This is a genomic window from Ignavibacteria bacterium (assembly GCA_017303675.1).
GTDB lineage: Bacteria > Bacteroidota > Ignavibacteria > Tepidaquicellales > OLB5 > OLB5.
On sequence record JAFLBX010000002.1, the window covers coordinates 68,495 to 86,276 of the forward strand.

16 protein-coding genes are annotated in these 17,782 nt (G+C 39.6%); 2 read left to right on the plus strand and 14 right to left on the minus strand.

Annotation, left to right across the window (positions count from 1 at the left end; all coding sequences use genetic code 11):
• Positions 1-82: 82 nt before the first annotated feature.
• A complete protein-coding gene (locus J0M37_09505) occupies positions 83-1,522 on the plus strand; it encodes a T9SS type A sorting domain-containing protein (protein MBN8585320.1) in 1,440 nt (479 codons plus the stop codon).
• Between the two features lie 78 nt (positions 1,523-1,600).
• On the opposite strand, the gene J0M37_09510 is transcribed toward J0M37_09505, so the two are convergent.
• The 11 genes from J0M37_09510 to J0M37_09560 form a co-directional block, all read right to left on the minus strand.
• Positions 1,601-2,743 (minus strand): acyl-CoA dehydrogenase, encoded by a 1,143-nt coding sequence (locus tag J0M37_09510; protein MBN8585321.1) that lies wholly within the window; start codon positions 2,741-2,743, stop codon positions 1,601-1,603.
• Positions 2,744-2,767: 24 nt separating this feature from the next.
• A complete protein-coding gene (locus tag J0M37_09515) occupies positions 2,768-3,625 on the minus strand; it encodes a 3-hydroxybutyryl-CoA dehydrogenase (GenBank protein ID MBN8585322.1) in 858 nt (285 codons plus the stop codon).
• 105 nt (positions 3,626-3,730) lie between these two features.
• Entirely contained in the window at positions 3,731-4,909 is a 1,179-nt protein-coding gene (locus tag J0M37_09520; protein MBN8585323.1) for an acetyl-CoA C-acetyltransferase, read from the minus strand.
• A 33-nt stretch (positions 4,910-4,942) separates the two neighbouring features.
• The gene (locus J0M37_09525; GenBank protein ID MBN8585324.1) at positions 4,943-5,722 is read right to left on the minus strand and encodes a triose-phosphate isomerase; all 780 of its coding nucleotides are present in this window, start codon (positions 5,720-5,722) and stop codon (positions 4,943-4,945) included.
• Positions 5,723-5,759: 37 nt separating this feature from the next.
• Positions 5,760-7,220, minus strand: coding sequence for an Asp-tRNA(Asn)/Glu-tRNA(Gln) amidotransferase subunit GatB (gene gatB / locus J0M37_09530; GenBank protein MBN8585325.1), 1,461 nt, complete (start codon positions 7,218-7,220; stop codon positions 5,760-5,762).
• Positions 7,221-7,342: 122 nt separating this feature from the next.
• Complete coding sequence (gene sucC, locus J0M37_09535; protein ID MBN8585326.1) at positions 7,343-8,557, minus strand: ADP-forming succinate--CoA ligase subunit beta; 1,215 nt, start codon at positions 8,555-8,557, stop codon at positions 7,343-7,345.
• A 40-nt stretch (positions 8,558-8,597) separates the two neighbouring features.
• Positions 8,598-8,876: a hypothetical protein gene (locus J0M37_09540; protein MBN8585327.1), complete on the minus strand. Its 279-nt coding sequence runs from the start codon at positions 8,874-8,876 to the stop codon at positions 8,598-8,600.
• A 16-nt stretch (positions 8,877-8,892) separates the two neighbouring features.
• Entirely contained in the window at positions 8,893-9,147 is a 255-nt protein-coding gene (locus J0M37_09545; protein ID MBN8585328.1) for a hypothetical protein, read from the minus strand.
• Positions 9,148-9,151: 4 nt separating this feature from the next.
• Complete coding sequence (gene lhgO / locus J0M37_09550; GenBank protein ID MBN8585329.1) at positions 9,152-10,351, minus strand: L-2-hydroxyglutarate oxidase; 1,200 nt, start codon at positions 10,349-10,351, stop codon at positions 9,152-9,154.
• Positions 10,352-10,357: 6 nt separating this feature from the next.
• Positions 10,358-11,911: an L-glutamate gamma-semialdehyde dehydrogenase gene (pruA, locus tag J0M37_09555; protein MBN8585330.1), complete on the minus strand. Its 1,554-nt coding sequence runs from the start codon at positions 11,909-11,911 to the stop codon at positions 10,358-10,360.
• A gap of 47 nt (positions 11,912-11,958) precedes the next feature.
• Positions 11,959-13,203 carry a beta-lactamase family protein gene (locus J0M37_09560; protein MBN8585331.1) on the minus strand — a complete coding sequence of 415 codons (1,245 nt, stop codon included), beginning with the start codon at positions 13,201-13,203 and terminating at the stop codon, positions 11,959-11,961.
• 176 nt (positions 13,204-13,379) lie between these two features.
• Between J0M37_09560 and J0M37_09565 the strand changes: the two genes are divergently transcribed.
• Positions 13,380-14,477: a PAS domain-containing protein gene (locus tag J0M37_09565; protein ID MBN8585332.1), complete on the plus strand. Its 1,098-nt coding sequence runs from the start codon at positions 13,380-13,382 to the stop codon at positions 14,475-14,477.
• Positions 14,478-14,529: 52 nt separating this feature from the next.
• On the opposite strand, the gene J0M37_09570 is transcribed toward J0M37_09565, so the two are convergent.
• The 3 genes from J0M37_09570 to J0M37_09580 all read right to left on the minus strand — a co-directional run bounded on the left by J0M37_09570 (position 14,530) and on the right by J0M37_09580 (position 17,701).
• The gene (locus tag J0M37_09570; GenBank protein MBN8585333.1) at positions 14,530-15,105 is read right to left on the minus strand and encodes a DUF1579 domain-containing protein; all 576 of its coding nucleotides are present in this window, start codon (positions 15,103-15,105) and stop codon (positions 14,530-14,532) included.
• 68 nt (positions 15,106-15,173) lie between these two features.
• Complete coding sequence (locus J0M37_09575) at positions 15,174-15,845, minus strand: hypothetical protein (GenBank protein MBN8585334.1); 672 nt, start codon at positions 15,843-15,845, stop codon at positions 15,174-15,176.
• Between the two features lie 92 nt (positions 15,846-15,937).
• Complete coding sequence (locus J0M37_09580) at positions 15,938-17,701, minus strand: glycoside hydrolase family 3 C-terminal domain-containing protein (GenBank protein MBN8585335.1); 1,764 nt, start codon at positions 17,699-17,701, stop codon at positions 15,938-15,940.
• Positions 17,702-17,782 lie beyond the last annotated feature (81 nt).

Sequence of the window (17,782 nt, forward strand, 5' to 3'; positions counted from 1 at the left end):
GGAATGCCCCTGCCTTATTTTGTATATTTGTATTCAACCTCCCGAAAGCTCAATTTTTTAACCAAATTCAAAAGGAGTATATATGTTTGGAAAATTGAGATTCATATCATCATTTTTACTGTTTTTTATCCTTTTGCCCGGATTAATTTCACAGGAATATATTGTTCTTGGGTGGAATGACCTTGGAATGCATTGTTCTAACCGGGACTTTTCTAAAATGGCTGTGCTGCCGCCATACAATAATGTGTTTGCGCAGGTGATAAAAAAACAGCAGGGTTTGTCTCCGCAAATTGTTACATCTGGCTTTACACTGGAGTATTCCATTCCGGGAAATACTTATTCCATCGGCAAGACCAACTTCTGGAGCTATGCTCAGGTACTGTTCGGCTTGCCAAACCCGCTGCCTGATAATATCGGGCTGACAGGTAAAGGATTAACCGGAACGATGGATGTTTCCACAAATTATTTCAAGGTGCTTGGAATTCCAAACACACCGTTTGCAGATGCTGACCTGGTTAATGAAAGGCCGTTCCAGACATTTCACTTAAATGCCAAGCTGAACGGTAATACTGTCGCATTTACAGATAATGTGATACCTGTAAGCAATGAAATAGGCTGCTTTCAAAGCGGCTGTCATACAAGCGAGCAGTCCATAAAAGATAACCATGAAAATGTTCCGGGTTTCAGGCAGAACTCCCCGGAGCTTTGCGCAAGATGCCATGCATCAAATGCATTGGGAACAGTTGGCGACCCTGAGGCGAAACCATTTTCCTTCAGAATTCATGATAAGCATAAATTCATTCAGCCGGTAAACAGCATTAATACATGTTATAAATGCCATCCCGGACCCAATACTCAATGTTTCAGGGATGTGATGAGATCCGGCAATATGACATGCCAGGATTGCCACGGAACTATGTCAACCATTGCCAATACAATTGAAACAGGCAGAAGACCCTGGCTTGATGAGCCAAAATGCGGAAGTTCCGGTTGCCACGGCAGCAATTACGCTGAAGAGCCTAATAAATTATACAGGGAGTCAAAAGGGCACGGAGGGCTGTTATGTTCATCCTGCCACGGGAGTCCGCATGCGATTTATCCAACAACCCAGCCAAATGATAATCTACAGAGCATCAGGCTGCAGGGACATGCAGGCGCTATTAATGACTGTATGGTATGTCATACAGTACCGCCATCAGGTCCGGGTCCCCACGGTATCACATATATCGGCATAATCAAGATCAACGAAGAAATTCCAACAAAGTACAGCCTGTATCAGAATTATCCTAACCCGTTCAACCCGAAAACAAATATTAAATTTGATATTTCGGAAAGAACTTTCCTTACATTAAAAGTTTATGATGCATTGGGCAGGGAAGTTGAAACACTTGCCGAAGGCGATATTTCACCGGGTTCATACAGTGCCAAATGGGATGCTGAAAGATACAATTCAGGCATTTATTTCTATATCTTAAAGACAAGTAAATATACTTTAACTAAAAAAATGATCCTCCTTAAATAGTTAAAATGTAATCACAAATTAAAAAAGACAGGCTGTTTCAGTCCTGTCTTTTTTATTGTTACAAAAAAAAATTGAAATTTAATCTTTCAGCATTGCCCTGGAAATAACCACTTTCTGGATCTCTGAGGTCCCTTCGTATATTTCAGTGATCTTTGCATCCCTTAAGTATCTTTCTACCTGGTACTCTCTAACGTAACCATAGCCGCCGTGAACCTGTATCGCTTCAAGAGCATTGTTTACTGCAACCTTGCTTGCAAGCAGCTTACCCATAGCTGCTTCTTTTGCGTAAGGCATATTCTGATCTTTCAGCCAGGCAGCTTCAAGTACAATATTCCTAGCTGCTTCTACATTGGTAGCCATATCCGCAATTTTAAACTGTATAGCCTGCAGATTTGCAATCGGATTGCCGAATGCCTTCCTGGTTTTTGCATATCTCACAGATGCTTCCAGTGATGCCTGCGCTATACCAAGTGCCTGTGACGCTATTCCTATTCTGCCGCCGTTTAGCGTTTCCATAGCTATCTTGAATCCCAGACCTTCTGAGCCTAAGAGCTGATCTTTATGAACCCGGCAGTTATTAAAGCTTACAGTGCAAGTATCACTGCTCCTGATGCCAAGCTTATCTTCCTTAATGCCGGTTTCAAGGCCTTCAGTACCTTTATCTACAAGGAAAGTTGAAATACCCTTGTGTCCCTTTTCCTTATCTGTCATTGCCATAACAAAATATGTATCAGCATTCTTGCCGTTGGTTATCCAGTTCTTGATCCCGTTAAGGATATAATGATCGCCGTCTTTTACAGCTTCAGTCTTTTGCTGGGTAGCATCACTGCCTGCTTCAGGCTCGCTTAAACAGAAGCAGCCTAATTTTTGACCGGATGCCAGCGGCTTTAAAAAGCGTTCCTTCTGCTCATCGGTTCCCCAGTGATTTATTCCGTAACAGACAAGTGAGTTATTCACTGACATTATTACTCCTACTGATGCATCCACTTTGGATATTTCTTCCATGGCGAGAACGTAGCTTACTGCGTCAAATCCTGCGCCGCCCCATTCCGGGGGTACCATCATACCCATAAACCCGAATTCACCAAGCTTTTTTACTATATCAAACGGAAATTCCGCCTTAATATCACGTTCTATAGCTGATGGAGCAATTTCGTTTTGAGCAAAATCTCTTGCTGTATCCCTGATCGCAATTTGCTCTTCTGTAAAGTTAAAATCCATTTTATTTTTTATTTAGTTGAATTTTTATTTTTTTGAATAATCATAAAAACCTTTGCCTGATTTTCTGCCTAAATAACCGGCTGCCACCATTTTCTTCAGCAGGGGACATGGGCGGTATTTTGAATCACCCAGACCGTTGTGCAGTACTTCCATTATCGAAAGGCAGACATCAAGCCCGATGAAATCAGCTAGTGTTAACGGACCCATTGGATGAGCCATGCCTAGCTTCATTACATTATCAATAGCTTCAGGTGTTGCTACGCCTTCCATTACACAATACATGGCTTCATTCAGCATAGGCAGCAGTACACGGTTAGAAACAAATCCCGGGTAATCGTTCACTTCTACCGGAACCTTATCTATTTTTTCTGAAAGCTCTTTAATTATGCTGTAAGTTTCATCACTGGTGGCAAGTCCGCGGATAACTTCTATCAGCTTCATTACCGGAACGGGATTCATAAAATGCATGCCGATCACCTTATCAGCGCGCTTTGTTATAGCAGCAATTTCAGTAATTGAAATTGATGATGTATTGCTTGCAAGTATTGCTTCAGGCTTGCAGCTTTCATCCAGGGTCCTGAAAATATTTTTTTTGATCTCGAAATTTTCAGTGGCTGCTTCTATAACCAGCTCGGAATCTTTGGCGTCAACCAGGTTTGTTGAAGTTTTAATATTAGCTAAGGCGGAATCCATTTTTTCTTTCGTAATGGCTTCTTTTTTTAGCTGGCGCTCAAGGTTTCCTGTGATGGTTTTGATTGATCTTTCAAGAAATTCCTGCTTGATATCAATTAAAGTTACCTTGTAACCGTACAATGCAAATACATGGGCAATTCCATTGCCCATTGTTCCTGAACCTATGACTGAAATGTTTTGAATATTCATTATGAATTTGATCTCCGAAAATTTGATCACCTGAACTCGTTTCAGGGTCTGTATTAAATATGCAATAGATGCTGAAACGAGTTCAGCATGACATAAATATTAACCTTAGATCTTTTCTATTATAATTGCAGTAGCTTCGCCGCCGCCATTGCAAAGTGTAACAAGGCCGTAACGCTTATTGAGCCTGTGCAGGTTGTACAGCAATGTAATAAGCAGTCTTGCTCCTGATGCGCCGATAGGGTGTCCTATTGCTATTGCGCCGCCGGTTACATTAACCTTTGCGGGGTCAATTCCGGCTATCTGGTTAACTGCGCAGCTTACAACAGCGAACGCTTCGTTGATCTCAAACAGGTCAATATCGTCCTTAGTTAAGCCGGCTTTTTTGCAAACCTTATCTATCACGTATCCCGGAGCTGTTGTGAACCAGTCCGGCGCGTGTGAATGGGTTGCCTGGGCAACTATTCTTGCCATTGGTTTTGAACCTGAGCTCTCAGCATGCTCTTTTGACATCAATACAACAGCGCCTGCTCCATCATTTATATTTGATGCATTAAAAGCTGTGATAGTACCTTCTTTTGCGAATACAGGCTTCAGCGAGAAAGCTTTTTCAAAGTTCACTTTCCCAGGGTCTTCATCTGTATCAAATAAGGTGACATTTCCTTTCCTGTCCTTCATCTCAACTGGTACAATAGCATCTTTAAAATACCCGTTCTTTATGGCATCGAGCGCTTTTTCATATGAGCCCTTTGCGAATTCATCCTGCATTTCACGTGATACTTTATGTTCTGCCGCGCAAAGCTCTCCAAGCATTCCCATATGTTTATTGCCGTAGGGATCCCAAAGCCCATCGTGTATCATCAGGTCAAAGATCTCGCCATTACCCATCCTGTAACCATTGCGCGCTTTTTTTAATATGTACGGAGCATTGGTCATGGATTCCATACCCCCAGCAACAACAATTTCTGCATCGCCGGCTTTGATAGCCTGCTCGCCCAGCATCACAGATTTTAAGCCGGAACCGCACACTTTATTTATTGTTGTTGCAGAAACAGAATCAGGTATTCCCGCACCAAGTGATGCCTGCCTTGCAGGCGCCTGTCCAAGGCCGCCCTGCAGAACGTTACCCATCAATACTTCATCTATTTCTTCGGGTTTAATGCCCGCTCTTTTTACTGCTTCTTTAATTGCAAATGCGCCAAGCTGGGGAGCTGAAAAACCGCTTAAGCTTCCATTGAATGCTCCAACCGCTGTCCGCGCTGCTGATACTATTACTACTTCCTTCATTTTACCGTTGCTTTATATTGTTAAATTTATTTTTTATTTATTGATGTTTGAGCTTGCTGAATTTATTATCTTGATGAATTTTTCAGCTTCCAGCGAAGCCCCTCCAATTAAGCCACCGTTCACTGTCTGTGAAGCAAACAGCTCCTTAGCATTATCGGGGGTCACACTGCCGCCGTAAATAATCCTGGTATTCTTCGAAATATCCTCATTGTACATTTTTTTCAGCTTCTTCCTCAGGAAATTATGCGCTGTTTCCACCTGGTGGGCAGTTGCATTTTTGCCTGTGCCTATAGCCCAAACAGGTTCATATGCTATAGTTACATTTACAATGCCTTCTTCGCTAACATGAGTAAGGCAGGCTGTAAGCTGCTCTTCAATCACAGATTCAGTGAGCTTATCTTCATGTTCCTGCAGATTTTCACCCAGGCAAACAATAGGTTTCAAGCCTTCATCAAGTGCTTTCAGCACTTTTTTATTTATGATAGTGTTGGTTTCGTGGAAATACTGCCTGCGTTCTGAATGGCCTAAGATAACGTATTCACATCCGCATGATTTAAGCATGCCTGCAGAAATTTCACCGGTGTAAGCGCCGATTGTTTCGAAATGCATATTCTGCGCGCCAAGCTTAATGTTTGTTCCGCTGAGTTTTTTGTTAACTGCGTCAAGTGATGTGAAAGGCGGGCATAAAACCACTTCAGCGTCAATTGATTTGTGTTTTTCGGTATATTGTTTCAGCTCATCAGCAAACTGCTGAGATTGCACGAGCCCTTTGTTCATTTTCCAGTTCGCAACTATTAGCTTCTTTTGTGACATAAGTTATACTCCGTTCGCCTACGGTTTGTTAGCCGTATCAGTTATTGCTTAAATTCTTTATTATAAGTTCATTTACAGTTTTGGGGTTAGCCTTACCCTTTGATTCTTTCATTACTTTACCAACAAATAACCCAAGAAGCTTTGTCTCACCGGCTTTATAACGCTCTACTTCTTTCGGGCTATCGGTCAGTATCTTTATTATGATCGCTTCTATTTCATTACTATCAGTTACCTGCATAAGATTTTTATCAGTTACGATCTTTTCCGGGTCCTGGTTCGCGTCATCTCTGCCTGAAGTTTTCAGCATTTCTGCGTAAACTTCTTTTGCAATATTGTTAGAAATCTTTCCATCTGCAATCAAATTAATCAATTTTGCTAAATTTGAAGGGTGTATTATATATTCATTAATGCTGATTTTATTTTCATTAAGCACCCGCATTACTTCTGTCATAACCCAGTTACTTGCAGTTTTGTAGCTTTTTTTATCTGTAGAACTGCAGATATCTTCAAAATATCCAGCAAGCTCCCTGTTTTGTGTTAACACCTCTGCATCGTATTGAGGGAGCATATATTCATTGATAAATCTAGCTGATTTAACATGAGGCAGCTCCGGTAAATTACTGCTTATTCTATTTTTCCATTCTTCATCTACATATACTGTAACAAGATCCGGTTCCGGGAAGTAGCGGTAATCATGTGCTTCTTCCTTTGAACGCATAGGGATAGTTGCTTTAGCCTTTGCATCGAATGTCATTGTCTGGTGTATAACAGTGCCGCCGTTTTCAATCAGTTCTGCCTGGCGCTTAATTTCATAATCAAGCGCATCAGCAACATTACGGAATGAGTTTAGATTTTTAACTTCACACTTTGTGCCGAATTTTTCAGCGCCCTTAAGCCTGACGGATACATTGGCGTCACACCTTAAGCTGCCTTCTTCCATATTGCCGTCGCAAATATCAAGATATATAACAAGCTGCTTAAGCATTGTGAGGTAATCATAAGCTTCCTTGGAGCTGCGCATATCAGGTTCGCTTACTATTTCTATTAGCGGAACGCCGCAGCGGTTTAGATCAACCAGTGATTCATCAGAAGAGAGATCGTGTATGGATTTACCTGCATCTTCTTCCATGTGAATTCGCGTTATGCCGATAGTTTTTTCGCCAATTGTAACTTTGCCGTGTTCGCATATTGGCTGATCGAACTGTGATATTTGATATCCTTTCGGGAGATCAGGGTAAAAATAATTTTTTCTTGCGAAAATAGAGCGCTCTCTTATGCTGCATTTTGTTGCAGTCCCCAGCTTTAAAATAAATTCTACCAGATTCCTGTTGAGAACAGGTAAAGTCCCGGGATGCCCGAGACAAACAGGGCAAATGTTGGTATTCGGTGGAGCGTTGAATTCAGTTGAGCATGAACAAAAAGCTTTGCTTTTTGTTTTAAGCTGTGCGTGAACTTCAAGCCCTATAACCGCTTCGTATTTTGAGTAGTGTGAATCCAATAATTTTTCTCAGGGCTAAAGCCCCTGTTATATAGTTTTAAATTAACCACGACCTAAAGGTAGTGACAATAACGATAACTAAGTATTAAAGCAGCTTTTTGATTTTTAATATTTGCTCTTTGTTATTTGTTAAGAACCTGAGTTATCTTCTCAGCAGCATCTTTAAAGCCATCAGCGGCTATTATTGCAAGTCCTGATTCATCGAGCATCTTTTTCGCGATATCTGCGTTTGTTCCGGCAAGCCTTACTACTACCGGTACCTGAATGTTGATGTTTTTAGCCGCTTCTATGATACCGCCTGCTACACGGTCGCACCTAACAATACCGCCGAATATATTCACAAGTATAGCTTTAACATTGGGGTCAGAAAGAATAATCCTGAAACCGTTCTCAACGGTTTCTTTTGAAGCTCCGCCGCCAACATCAAGAAAGTTTGCCGGCTCGCCGCCTGCAAGCTTAATGATATCCATTGTTGCCATTGCAAGTCCCGCGCCGTTTACCATACATCCAACATTGCCGTCAAGCTTTACATAGTTCAGGCTGTATTTTGAAGCTTCAACTTCAAGCGGGTCTTCTTCATTGGTATCTCTAAGCTCAGGATAATCTTTATGCCTGAACATCGCGTTATCATCAAGAGTCATTTTAGCATCCAGTGCAACTATCTTTTTATCGTTCAAAATAGCCATTGGATTTACTTCAATAAGCGAAGCGTCGCTTTCTTCATATGCCTTGTAAAGTGTCTTTATGAACGGAACAAAATTCTTGAATACTTCGCCTTCCAAACCAAGCCCGAAAGCTAGCCTTCTTATCTGGAAAGGCTGTAAGCCTATATTTGGGTCAATCCATTCTTTAATGATCTTCTCCGGGGTTTCTTCTGCTACTTTTTCAATTTCTACTCCGCCTTCTGTTGATGCCATAATTACATTTTTACCAACTGATCTATCAAGCAGAATACCAATATAGAACTCATGAGTGTAATCCAGACCTTCTGTAATAAAAAGGGTCTGAACAATTTTACCTTCTTCACCGGTCTGGTGTGTTACCAGCAGGTTGCCAAGTATTTTTTCGGCGTATTCCTTTGCTTTAGCGGCATCGGTTGTGAACTTCACGCCGCCATCCATGATAAGCTCGTCGCGGTTATTTGGGTTGTAAACTTTACCTTTTCCTCTTCCGCCTGCATGTATCTGTGATTTTACCACATACTGGTTTATACCGTGAGACTGCAGAGTGCTTATTGCAGCATCAAACTCAGATATTTCTTTTATCGGGATACCGTTTTGTACGGGAACTCCGTATTTTAACAAGATCTGTTTTGCCTGGTATTCGTGTAATTTCATTTTAAAATTTATTTATAGTTTATTAATATTATAAAATTTTTTATTTTTTGCTGTTCTTCAGGTTCTGTATGCTCTTTTCGAGCTCTTTTTCAAGTGAATCTGTGCTTCGCTTAAGTGAATCAAGCTTTTTCTTGAAGCTGTTATTTACTGTATCGTTGAGCTGCTTAAAGTTTTCTCTTCTGATGGAATCAAGCTTTTTATCTGTTTCTTCCTGTATCCGAATCATTTCTTTATATGTATCAGTATCTTCAAACTTTTTCTTTCCGAACATTCCGCATCCGGATACAGCAAGGGCAAGAAATAAAATTGTAATTTTCAATTAATTATTTTACAGGTTATTTTGATTTTTTTGACTGCTTGTCAGTTTCTTCCTGCATCAATGAATCAGCTTTTGATTTAAGTGTGTCAAGCCTTTTCATCAGAGAGTCCAGTGATTTTCTGTCAATGGACGAATCTATTTTTTTAAGGTTCTCATCTATCTTTTCGTTCACCTTCTCATTAACTTTTTCTTCAACTTTTTCGGTTATCCTGCTGCAGTTCAATACAAGTCCTAAAACCAGTAATGCGGACAGATATTTAATAATTTTCATAATACTATAATTTTGATTTAATAATTCCAGCTATGGTTTTGCCTATTGAAAGGCTTGATGTTGCAGCAGGCGAGGGGGCATTTAAAACATTTATGATGTTTTCCTTTTCGAGAATAAGAAAATCATCTATCAGCCTTCCATCCCTGCTGATTGCCTGGGCTCTCACCCCGGCACCGCCGGGTATCAGATCATTACCGGTAATTTCAGGCATCAGTTTCTGTAAAGCCTTGACAAAGGCTTTTTTGCTGTATGACCTTTTGAACTCACCCAAACCGGTTTTGAAATACTTCGATGCAATTGTATAAAATCCTTTCCATGTGAATGTCCTGAAGCTATCTTTAAAGCTGAATGAAGTTCTTGTGTAACCTTCCTTTCTGAAGGAAAGAACTGCATTCGGACCCGCTTCAACATCCCCGCCTGTCATCCTCGTAAAATGCACACCCAAAAAGGGGAATGCCGGATCTGGAACAGGGTAGATCAGATTCTTTACCAGGTATCTTTTTTCAGGTCTAAGCTTATAATACTCACCCCTGAAAGGGATAATCCTTGTATCAATGCCTGATTCACTGAGCGCAGCAACTTCGTCAGACTGCAGGCCGCAGCAATTTACAAATATTTTTGTGCTGAATGAACTGTTACCGGTTTCGATCTTAACTTGACCTGATTCCGATATTACATTTTTAACTTTCTGATGAAACCTGATCTCACCGCCGGAGCTTAAAATTAATTCAGCGTATTTTTTAGAAACAGCCTTATAATCAATTATGCCTGTATACGGAACGTGTATAGCTTTGATCCCGGCAGCATGCGGCTCAATTTCTTTAAGCTCATTTTTATCAAGGAACCTGATTTTACTGAGTCCGTTGGCTATACCGCGTTCATAAATATTATTAAGCGCTGCAAGCTCGTTTTCATCAACAGCAACAATAACCTTTCCGCAGATATCATAATAGATATTATGTTTATCGCAGAAATCAAGCAGCATTTTGTAGCCGTTGATGCAGTTAAGCGCTTTCAGGCTGCCGGGCTTGTAATATATTCCGGAGTGTATAACTCCGCTGTTATTGCCGGTCTGATGTTTTGCGGCTTCTGCTTCTTTTTCAAGAACCAGTACCTTAGTCCCGGGTGTTTCTTCAAGGACTTTCAATGCAGCTGCAAGTCCGACAATACCGGCACCGGCTATTATTACATCATATCCAGACAAACCGTATTATTTAAAGATCTTTTCAGCTATGACCTTTGTCTGCATGAAAAGCAGCAGGTAATCAAATCCGCCGGCTTTAGAGCATGTTCCGCTCATATTATAACCGCCGAACGGATGAACACCTACCAGCGCACCAGTGCATTTCCTGTTGAGATACAGGTTACCAACAAAGATCTCTTCAGCAGCTTTTTTAATTTTCTTTTTATCCTTTGAATAAGCTGCCCCGGTTAAGCCGTATTCAGTATTGTTTGCAATCTTTATGCCTTCTTCAAAATCACTTGCCTTTATAACTGCAAGTACCGGTCCGAATATCTCTTCCTGTGCAATTGTATCGTTAGGCTTTACATCTGCAATAATAGTAGGCTGTATAAAATATCCGGCTTCATTTGCTTTTGCTCCTCCGAATACTATTCTGCCGCCTTCACTTACTGCCTTTTGGATATAGTTTAATATGCTGTCTTCTGATTTTTTATTTATAACTGCAGCCATACCCGGGTTATCCTCTGCGGGTCCGACTTTAATTGTGGAAGCTTTATCAACTAACAGGTCTATGAACTTATCGTAGATCTTTTCGTGAACTATAACTCTTGAACATGCTGAACATTTCTGGCCCTGGAATCCGAAAGCTGATGCAATTACTCCCGCAGCAGCATCATCAATTGATCTTAATTCGCTATCAACAACAATCGAATCCTTTCCGCCCATTTCAGCAGTAACACGTTTGATCCATTTCTGTCCGGGCTGCGCTTTTGCTGCGAGCTGGTTGATGTGCAGGCCTACTTCACGTGAGCCTGTAAATGATACAAATCGTGTAAGCGGGTGCTCAACAAGCATATCGCCGATTAAACCGCCTGAGCCGGGAAGGAAATTAACAACGCCTGCCGGAAGCTTTATTTCTTCAAGAAGCTCCATGAACTTCCAGGCTATTACGGGTGAATCGCTGGAAGGCTTTAGTACAACTGTATTCCCTGTTACAAAAGCTGCTGTTGTCATGCCAACCAATATTGCCAGCGGGAAATTCCATGGCGGAATCACTACGCCAACCCCGAGAGGAATATATTTCTGGTTATTTTCTTCACCTTTTATTTTAACAAGCTTAATGCTTTTTTCATACCTCAGCATTTCCCTGCCGTAGAATTCCATAAAATCTATTGCTTCAGCTACATCACCGTCAGCCTCAGCCCAGTTCTTGCCTACTTCATATACCATCCAGGCAGCAAATTCAAATTTGCGCTTACGCATCAGCTTGGCAGCTTTAAATAAATAATCAGCGCGTTTTTTAGCCGGGACCCTTTTCCATTCATCGAATTTAGCGTAAGCGGTTTCTATAGCGCGGTCAGCCATTTCCGGGGTTGCTTTTGATACTCTTCCGATTATCTCATTGGTGTTTGAAGGGTTGATAGATGTAATTTTATCTTCTGTTACGATTTTTTCTCCGCCTATTACAAGCGGGTATTCATAGCTTAATTCATTGCGGACTTTTTCCAAAGCTGCGCGGAATTTTGCTGCATTTTTGGAATTTGTAAAATCTGTAAACGGTTCGTTCTTAAAAGCTTTCATGTTATTTTATATACTTTAAAATGATTTATATTATTTGTGAAAAAATTTTAATATCCTAAAATTTTGCAGATTTCATCATGCAGCTTTGGCCTGATACTTCTGACTTCTTCACTTGAACGGTTCGGGTAAACCCTGTTTGTAAGAAATATTACAATCAGGTCTTTTTCCCTGTCACACCAAACCGAAGTGCCGGTATAGCCTGTATGGCCAAAACAGTTAGATGAAAACCTGTTGCCGCATGCAGGCGGGTATTTTGTCGGCTCAGGTTTGGTTTCCCATCCCAAAGCGCGTGTGTTAGCGTAACCAAGTCCCGTTGCTTTGGCAGTAAACAGCTCAACTGCAGATGCAGTGAACATTGTATCCTGCAGCGGCTGCGGTGACATTCTGCGTTCATCTGTAAACCTGCCATTATTAAGCATCATCTGCATGAATTTGAACAGGTCAGGTCCGGTGGAAAAAAGTCCTGCATTACCTGATACACCTTCAAGGATCGCAGCAAGCTCATCATGTACATAGCCAACAAGCAGCTGATTGCGCCAGTATGTATCAAGCTCAGTCGGTGCAATCCTGTAATCTTCACTCATCGGAACGAGGAAGTATGTATCTGTCATATTAAGCCTGCTGAAAATATTTTCTTTGCAGAAAATATCAAGCTTTGTTCCGCTGATGCGTTCAACAATTTCACCAAGAAGAAATGCATTGTAGTCGCTGTATAAAGTCCTCGTGCCAGTTTCATATTCTTTGGAACAGTTGTAAATGGCATCCTTAACTTTCTGAGGTGAATCCATATTTGGATCCTGGTAAAAAGGAGTCCATGCAGTTAAGCCTGAATTATGCACGAGCAGATTATAAACTGTAATATCGTTCTTACCATTTGTTCCGAATTCCGGAATATACTGAACTACCGGGGCATTGAGATCAAGTTTACCCTGGTCATAAAGATACATTACGGCTGCAGTTGTTGCTATTACTTTTGTAACAGAAGCAAGGTCATAAATGGTTTTTAATGTAGTAATTGGCGAATCTTCGCCGTAAGTCAGCCTGCCGTAAGCATTTTGGTAAATAATGCCTTTGGAATTTCCCACAACAAGTACCGCAGAGGGAAAAGCATTAGACCTGATACCATCTTCAATTAATTGGTCAACAGCAGAAAAATCTGTGTAAGTTTGACCGGCAGAAATCCTATATATTGAATTAGAAAGAACAACAAATAAAAGTATTACAAATATCCGGCAAAAAGAGACAAATATCCTTTGAAAAAGGGGAAATAATTGTTGTTTTTGCCTATTCATTTGAAATTTTAATTATTTACAAATATACCTATTAACCAAATAAACCTCAATGAAATACGGCATAATTAATGATTTTTAAAGGATTTGTAAATTCACTTTAAATGGTTATATATAATTGTTTCAAGCATATATATATTTAACCCCGGTGACTGATTTTTCAACAAAATTATTAACAAATGATAAATAATCCTGCCTTTACTGAAAATATTTCAAAAATACTGATTCATGACCTGCAAACCGGCTCTATGAACGGATTGCTGCAAAACCTTATCGATTCAATTCCGACAAATATTTCAATTTGGGAAAGCGGAAAAGTAATATATGCGAACCCTGCATTTTATAAATCTCTCGGGCTTTCACCAGGTGACTTGGATGAGCTTAATGTTTTGGTTGAAAGTGAAGGTTACTACACAGTGCATCCCGATGATTTCGATTTTTCAGTTGAAAATACTACAATGCTTAAATCTGAAATTGAAAATGGAATAGTGTTTCATAAAGAGATCAGGATGAAGAACCGTATGAACCCGGATTATAGGTGGTACAACACTTATATCGTAAAAGGGGCAGACCCTAACAGCAATATCGTTATAGAAATTGATGAAGATATTCATGATAAAAAAACAGCTTCAGAAGAGCTTAAAAAAGCATTAGCTGATAAAGAACAGCTTATCATGGAAAAAGAGCTGCTTCTTAAGGAAATTCACCACAGAGTTAAAAATAATTTCCAGGTTATTTCAAGCCTGTTAAATCTGCAATCGGTTAAAACCAGGGATGATGAAGCTAAAAAAGCGCTTGATGAATCGAGATCAAGAATTGTATCTATATCTAAAATTCATGAAAGGCTTTACCGAACAAATAATCTTAAGCTTGTTGATGTTAACGAGATAATAAAAGAGATCGTTATCGGGCTGGTGAACCTGTACAATTGTAATACAAGGCTTGTTAAGTTCATTTATAACTGCCATGATATCCATCTTTCGATTGATAAAGCAATTCCCGTTATGCTGATAATAAATGAAATTGTAAGCAATTCCCTTAAATATGCATTTGATGATTTTGAAAAAGCCTGCATGAAAATTGAATTTACAGAGGAAAGTGAAAAAAATTACCGCCTTACTATATCAGATAATGGTAAAGGTTATCCTGACGGGTATTCAGAAAAATCAGGCAGTATCGGGTTAATGATAGTTAAAACATTTGCCAAACAGATAGATGGAAGCGTTGAGTTCAAAAATAAAGATGGAGCAGAATTTACTTTATTGTTTAAGCAATAAAAAAAGCTCCCTTTATGAGTCAGGGAGCCTGAAAGATCCAATTAAAAGAAATTTAATTCTTTTTTGTATTAATAATTTCCATTGTTTTATATTCTTTGCCGTCAGCTGCCGGTCCGTACATTTCCATTTTTACAGTACCATCTGCATTATATGTAACAACCTGCCTTACATCTACCCAGTTACCTGATAAAGGGTCAACCATTTTACCTGAGTAATTGATCTGCTTGGCTGTTTCATCCCACTTTCCTGTCATAAACATCATACCGGTACCCATATTATCTATCCATGAATTGACGAAAAGTTTTGCTGCATTATCATAGCCTTCTATTGAAATGCCGTCAAAAGGCATGCCCATCATTGAGCCTGAAACTTTCGACTGCAGGTACCTGCCGCCGAGTATCATTTCAGAAACAGCTGTAGCTTCTGAGACCATAGCTTCTGCTCCGGGTGCCATCCACCATGAGGTTTTCATTGTCCATGTGCCTACACCTTTTGAAAGCATTTTCTGCATTTCGCCCGGTGTCATATAATCCATCCATTTTTTCATATTGTCATCCTGCGCGCTGGATGAACCGGTAAAAACTATCACAGTAAAAAGAGCAATTAAAATAAATATTGATTTCTTCATAGCTGTTAAAAATTAAGTTTATAAAAAAATCCCGTCTTTTGAACGGGATTTTGAGTTAATTGAAAAATTTATTTTTTTCTTTTCTGTGTGTAGTAAGCAAAGCCAATAAGCATTGTGCCCATTGCCATGCCGATAATTCCGCATAATTTACCGCCGTCTTTTTTAACTACAGTGGTCATTTCAATATCTTTGCCAAGATCAGCGAGTGTGTATGAATATTTTACAGTCTGCCCGTCTTTTGTTCCGTTTGTTGAAACAACTTCTGAAGGCATTGTGAATTCATAAGTTACTTTGTAGTCGCTTGCGCTCATCTGTTTAGCAGCTGATGTATCCTGAAGAAGTATGTATTTAAGCTCCATACCGTCTTTATGCTCTTTCCAGGTTACTTTTGCGCTTTCAAATCCTTTTGCATCGCTCAGCTTGTTTATATCCTTAAATGTGAGATCGATGTATACGTGTTTTGTTGAGTCATCAAGCTTATCTTCAACTTTAATGCTTGTTACATCTGAATTTGAACTTTTGTATTTATCTTTAGCTTTTGCTTCATCAAACTCGAATTTTCCGAGAGTTGTGCCCATTGAAAAATTCTTCATGCTGCTCCAGTAATGTACCTTCATTGAACCTGAACCGTCTTCTTTTAATGTGGTTTTCTGGTCATAGTTAACGCAGCCTACCAGGTAAATTGAAACGGCAAAAATGAATGCTGTTAAGACAGACATTAATTTGAACCTGTTATTCATTATGTATTTCCTTCCTGTATTGTTTGTGGTTTACAAATATAATCTATTTATCAATAATAAAAAATTGTTTAAATAATCGGCTTTACAGCTGTTTATTTAATTATTGAAGTTCCGTATTTATGATCTTCAGTTATAGTTACAGGCAGCTTTCCTTTGAATTTTATTTGTCCTGTCAAAGCGCGCAGTGCCGCTTTAATTGAAAAATCAGAGTCACCATAAGCACAGATATATGCTGATGCTTCAGGGAATTCCTTAAGCAGGTACGGGTTGCCAAGCGAAACAACAGAAACATTTTTGCTGAGGCTGTTAAGCCTGTTTATAAGTTCAATATTTCCCTGTGAAATTGAGATCTTACCTGTGCCGTATCTTACTTTGGCATAAACCGCCACAACAATATTATCATATCCCGAAATTTCTTCGGGGGAGCTTTGCGAATCGAATAATGTATAATTGCTAAAATATTCTCCTGCAGACTGCTGCAGGTAGCCGGTATTATCCGAAGTGCCGCCTTCGCTTATAATAACAATTGCTGTTTTTCCTGATGAGGGATTTTTATATGGCAGAATATTATTGTTATCTTTTACAAGTGTTATTGAAGCATCTGCTATTTGCTGAGCCAGCTCATTAGCCTCGATATTATTAACTGATTTGTATACATCAGATTCCTGAACCTTCCTGTTGTTAAAAAGTCCAAGCCATTCTTTTGCTTTTAATATTTTTTCGGCAGAGCGGTTAATACGCTCTTCGGATATCTCACCGCTGAGTACCGCAGCTTCAATTGCATTTACGGTTTTAACTTCATCAAGAGGCATTAAGATAAGATCAATACCGGCATTTACGCACATTACGGCTACTTGTGAAACGGAAAAATATTTTGTGATTCCTTTCATGTTCAGTGCATCTGTTACAACCAGGCCTTTGAACCCCATTTTATCTATCAGCAACCCCTGGACAATTGAATATGAAAGTGAAGCGGGAATATTCGGTGTTGCTTCAAGCTCCGGGAAAGCAAGATGAGCTATCATAACAGACATAACTCCTTTATCAATAGCATTTTTGAAGGGAACAAGCTCAATAGAATTCATTCTATCCATAGTAAAATTGAGCTGGGGTAGGTCATTATGTGAATCTATATCCGTATCACCGTGTCCCGGGAAATGTTTTGCTGTTGCAATTACTTTGCCATCCTGAAGACCCTTTATCATTGCTTCAGACATTCTTGATACAAGCTGCGGGTCTTCTCCAAATGAACGGACATTAATTATAGGGTTGTTCGGATTGTTGTTTACATCGCATACAGGCGAATAATTCTGGTGAATTCCAAGCAGCCTTGTTTCACGGGCAATTTCGAGTCCCATTTTATATGCCAGATCATAATTATCAGCTGCGCCTATTGCCATGTTATTGGGAAATAAAGCTCCGTCAGTTACACGCATCCTGGTGCCGCGTTCAAAATCAGAGCCAATTAAAAGGGGAACATCAGAGTATGACTGCAGAATATTTGATAGCCTTGCGTAATCTGATGAGCTGCCTTTGAAAAATATAAAACCGCCAACCTTTGTCTCTTCGCATAATTTTTTGAACTTTTTCAGCTCGGCAGAACCTTCCTGGAAATTTTCAGGAACGGCATTTGCTACCACCATCTGCGCGATTTTTTCCCTTAATGTCATTTCAGCAAGTTTCTTTTTTACCAGCTCGCTTACGGGCTGGCTGTAAAAATCTTTGGTGATTTCATTTTGAAAATTTCTGCCCTCAATCTTTTCCGGTTTATTAAATGTAATTATGGAAAAAGTAACCAGTGCAAGTATTATTAATATAGCTGAGATTTTCATTATCAGGTATTTTAAATTTTTCATTAAAATGCTATTTCTACAAATTTAAGCATTATTTATCAAAAATTGAAATAAAATCAAATAAACTTCTAGTAATATAGCTAT

Excerpts from the sequence above, each read along its gene's own strand:
- J0M37_09505 (MBN8585320.1), top strand. The coding sequence starts at position 83 with ATGTTTGGAAAATTGAGATTCATATCATCATTTTTACTGTTTTTTATC.
- J0M37_09510 (MBN8585321.1), bottom strand. The coding sequence starts at position 2,743 with ATGGATTTTAACTTTACAGAAGAGCAAATTGCGATCAGGGATACAGCA.
- J0M37_09515 (MBN8585322.1), bottom strand. The coding sequence starts at position 3,625 with ATGAATATTCAAAACATTTCAGTCATAGGTTCAGGAACAATGGGCAAT.
- J0M37_09520 (MBN8585323.1), bottom strand. The coding sequence starts at position 4,909 with ATGAAGGAAGTAGTAATAGTATCAGCAGCGCGGACAGCGGTTGGAGCA.
- J0M37_09525 (MBN8585324.1), bottom strand. The coding sequence starts at position 5,722 with ATGTCACAAAAGAAGCTAATAGTTGCGAACTGGAAAATGAACAAAGGG.
- sucC (MBN8585326.1), bottom strand. The coding sequence starts at position 8,557 with ATGAAATTACACGAATACCAGGCAAAACAGATCTTGTTAAAATACGGA.
- J0M37_09545 (MBN8585328.1), bottom strand. The coding sequence starts at position 9,147 with ATGAAAATTATTAAATATCTGTCCGCATTACTGGTTTTAGGACTTGTA.
- pruA (MBN8585330.1), bottom strand. The coding sequence starts at position 11,911 with ATGAAAGCTTTTAAGAACGAACCGTTTACAGATTTTACAAATTCCAAA.
- J0M37_09560 (MBN8585331.1), bottom strand. The coding sequence starts at position 13,203 with ATGAATAGGCAAAAACAACAATTATTTCCCCTTTTTCAAAGGATATTT.
- J0M37_09565 (MBN8585332.1), top strand. The coding sequence starts at position 13,380 with ATGATAAATAATCCTGCCTTTACTGAAAATATTTCAAAAATACTGATT.
- J0M37_09570 (MBN8585333.1), bottom strand. The coding sequence starts at position 15,105 with ATGAAGAAATCAATATTTATTTTAATTGCTCTTTTTACTGTGATAGTT.
- J0M37_09575 (MBN8585334.1), bottom strand. The coding sequence starts at position 15,845 with ATGAATAACAGGTTCAAATTAATGTCTGTCTTAACAGCATTCATTTTT.
- J0M37_09580 (MBN8585335.1), bottom strand. The coding sequence starts at position 17,701 with ATGAAAAATTTAAAATACCTGATAATGAAAATCTCAGCTATATTAATA.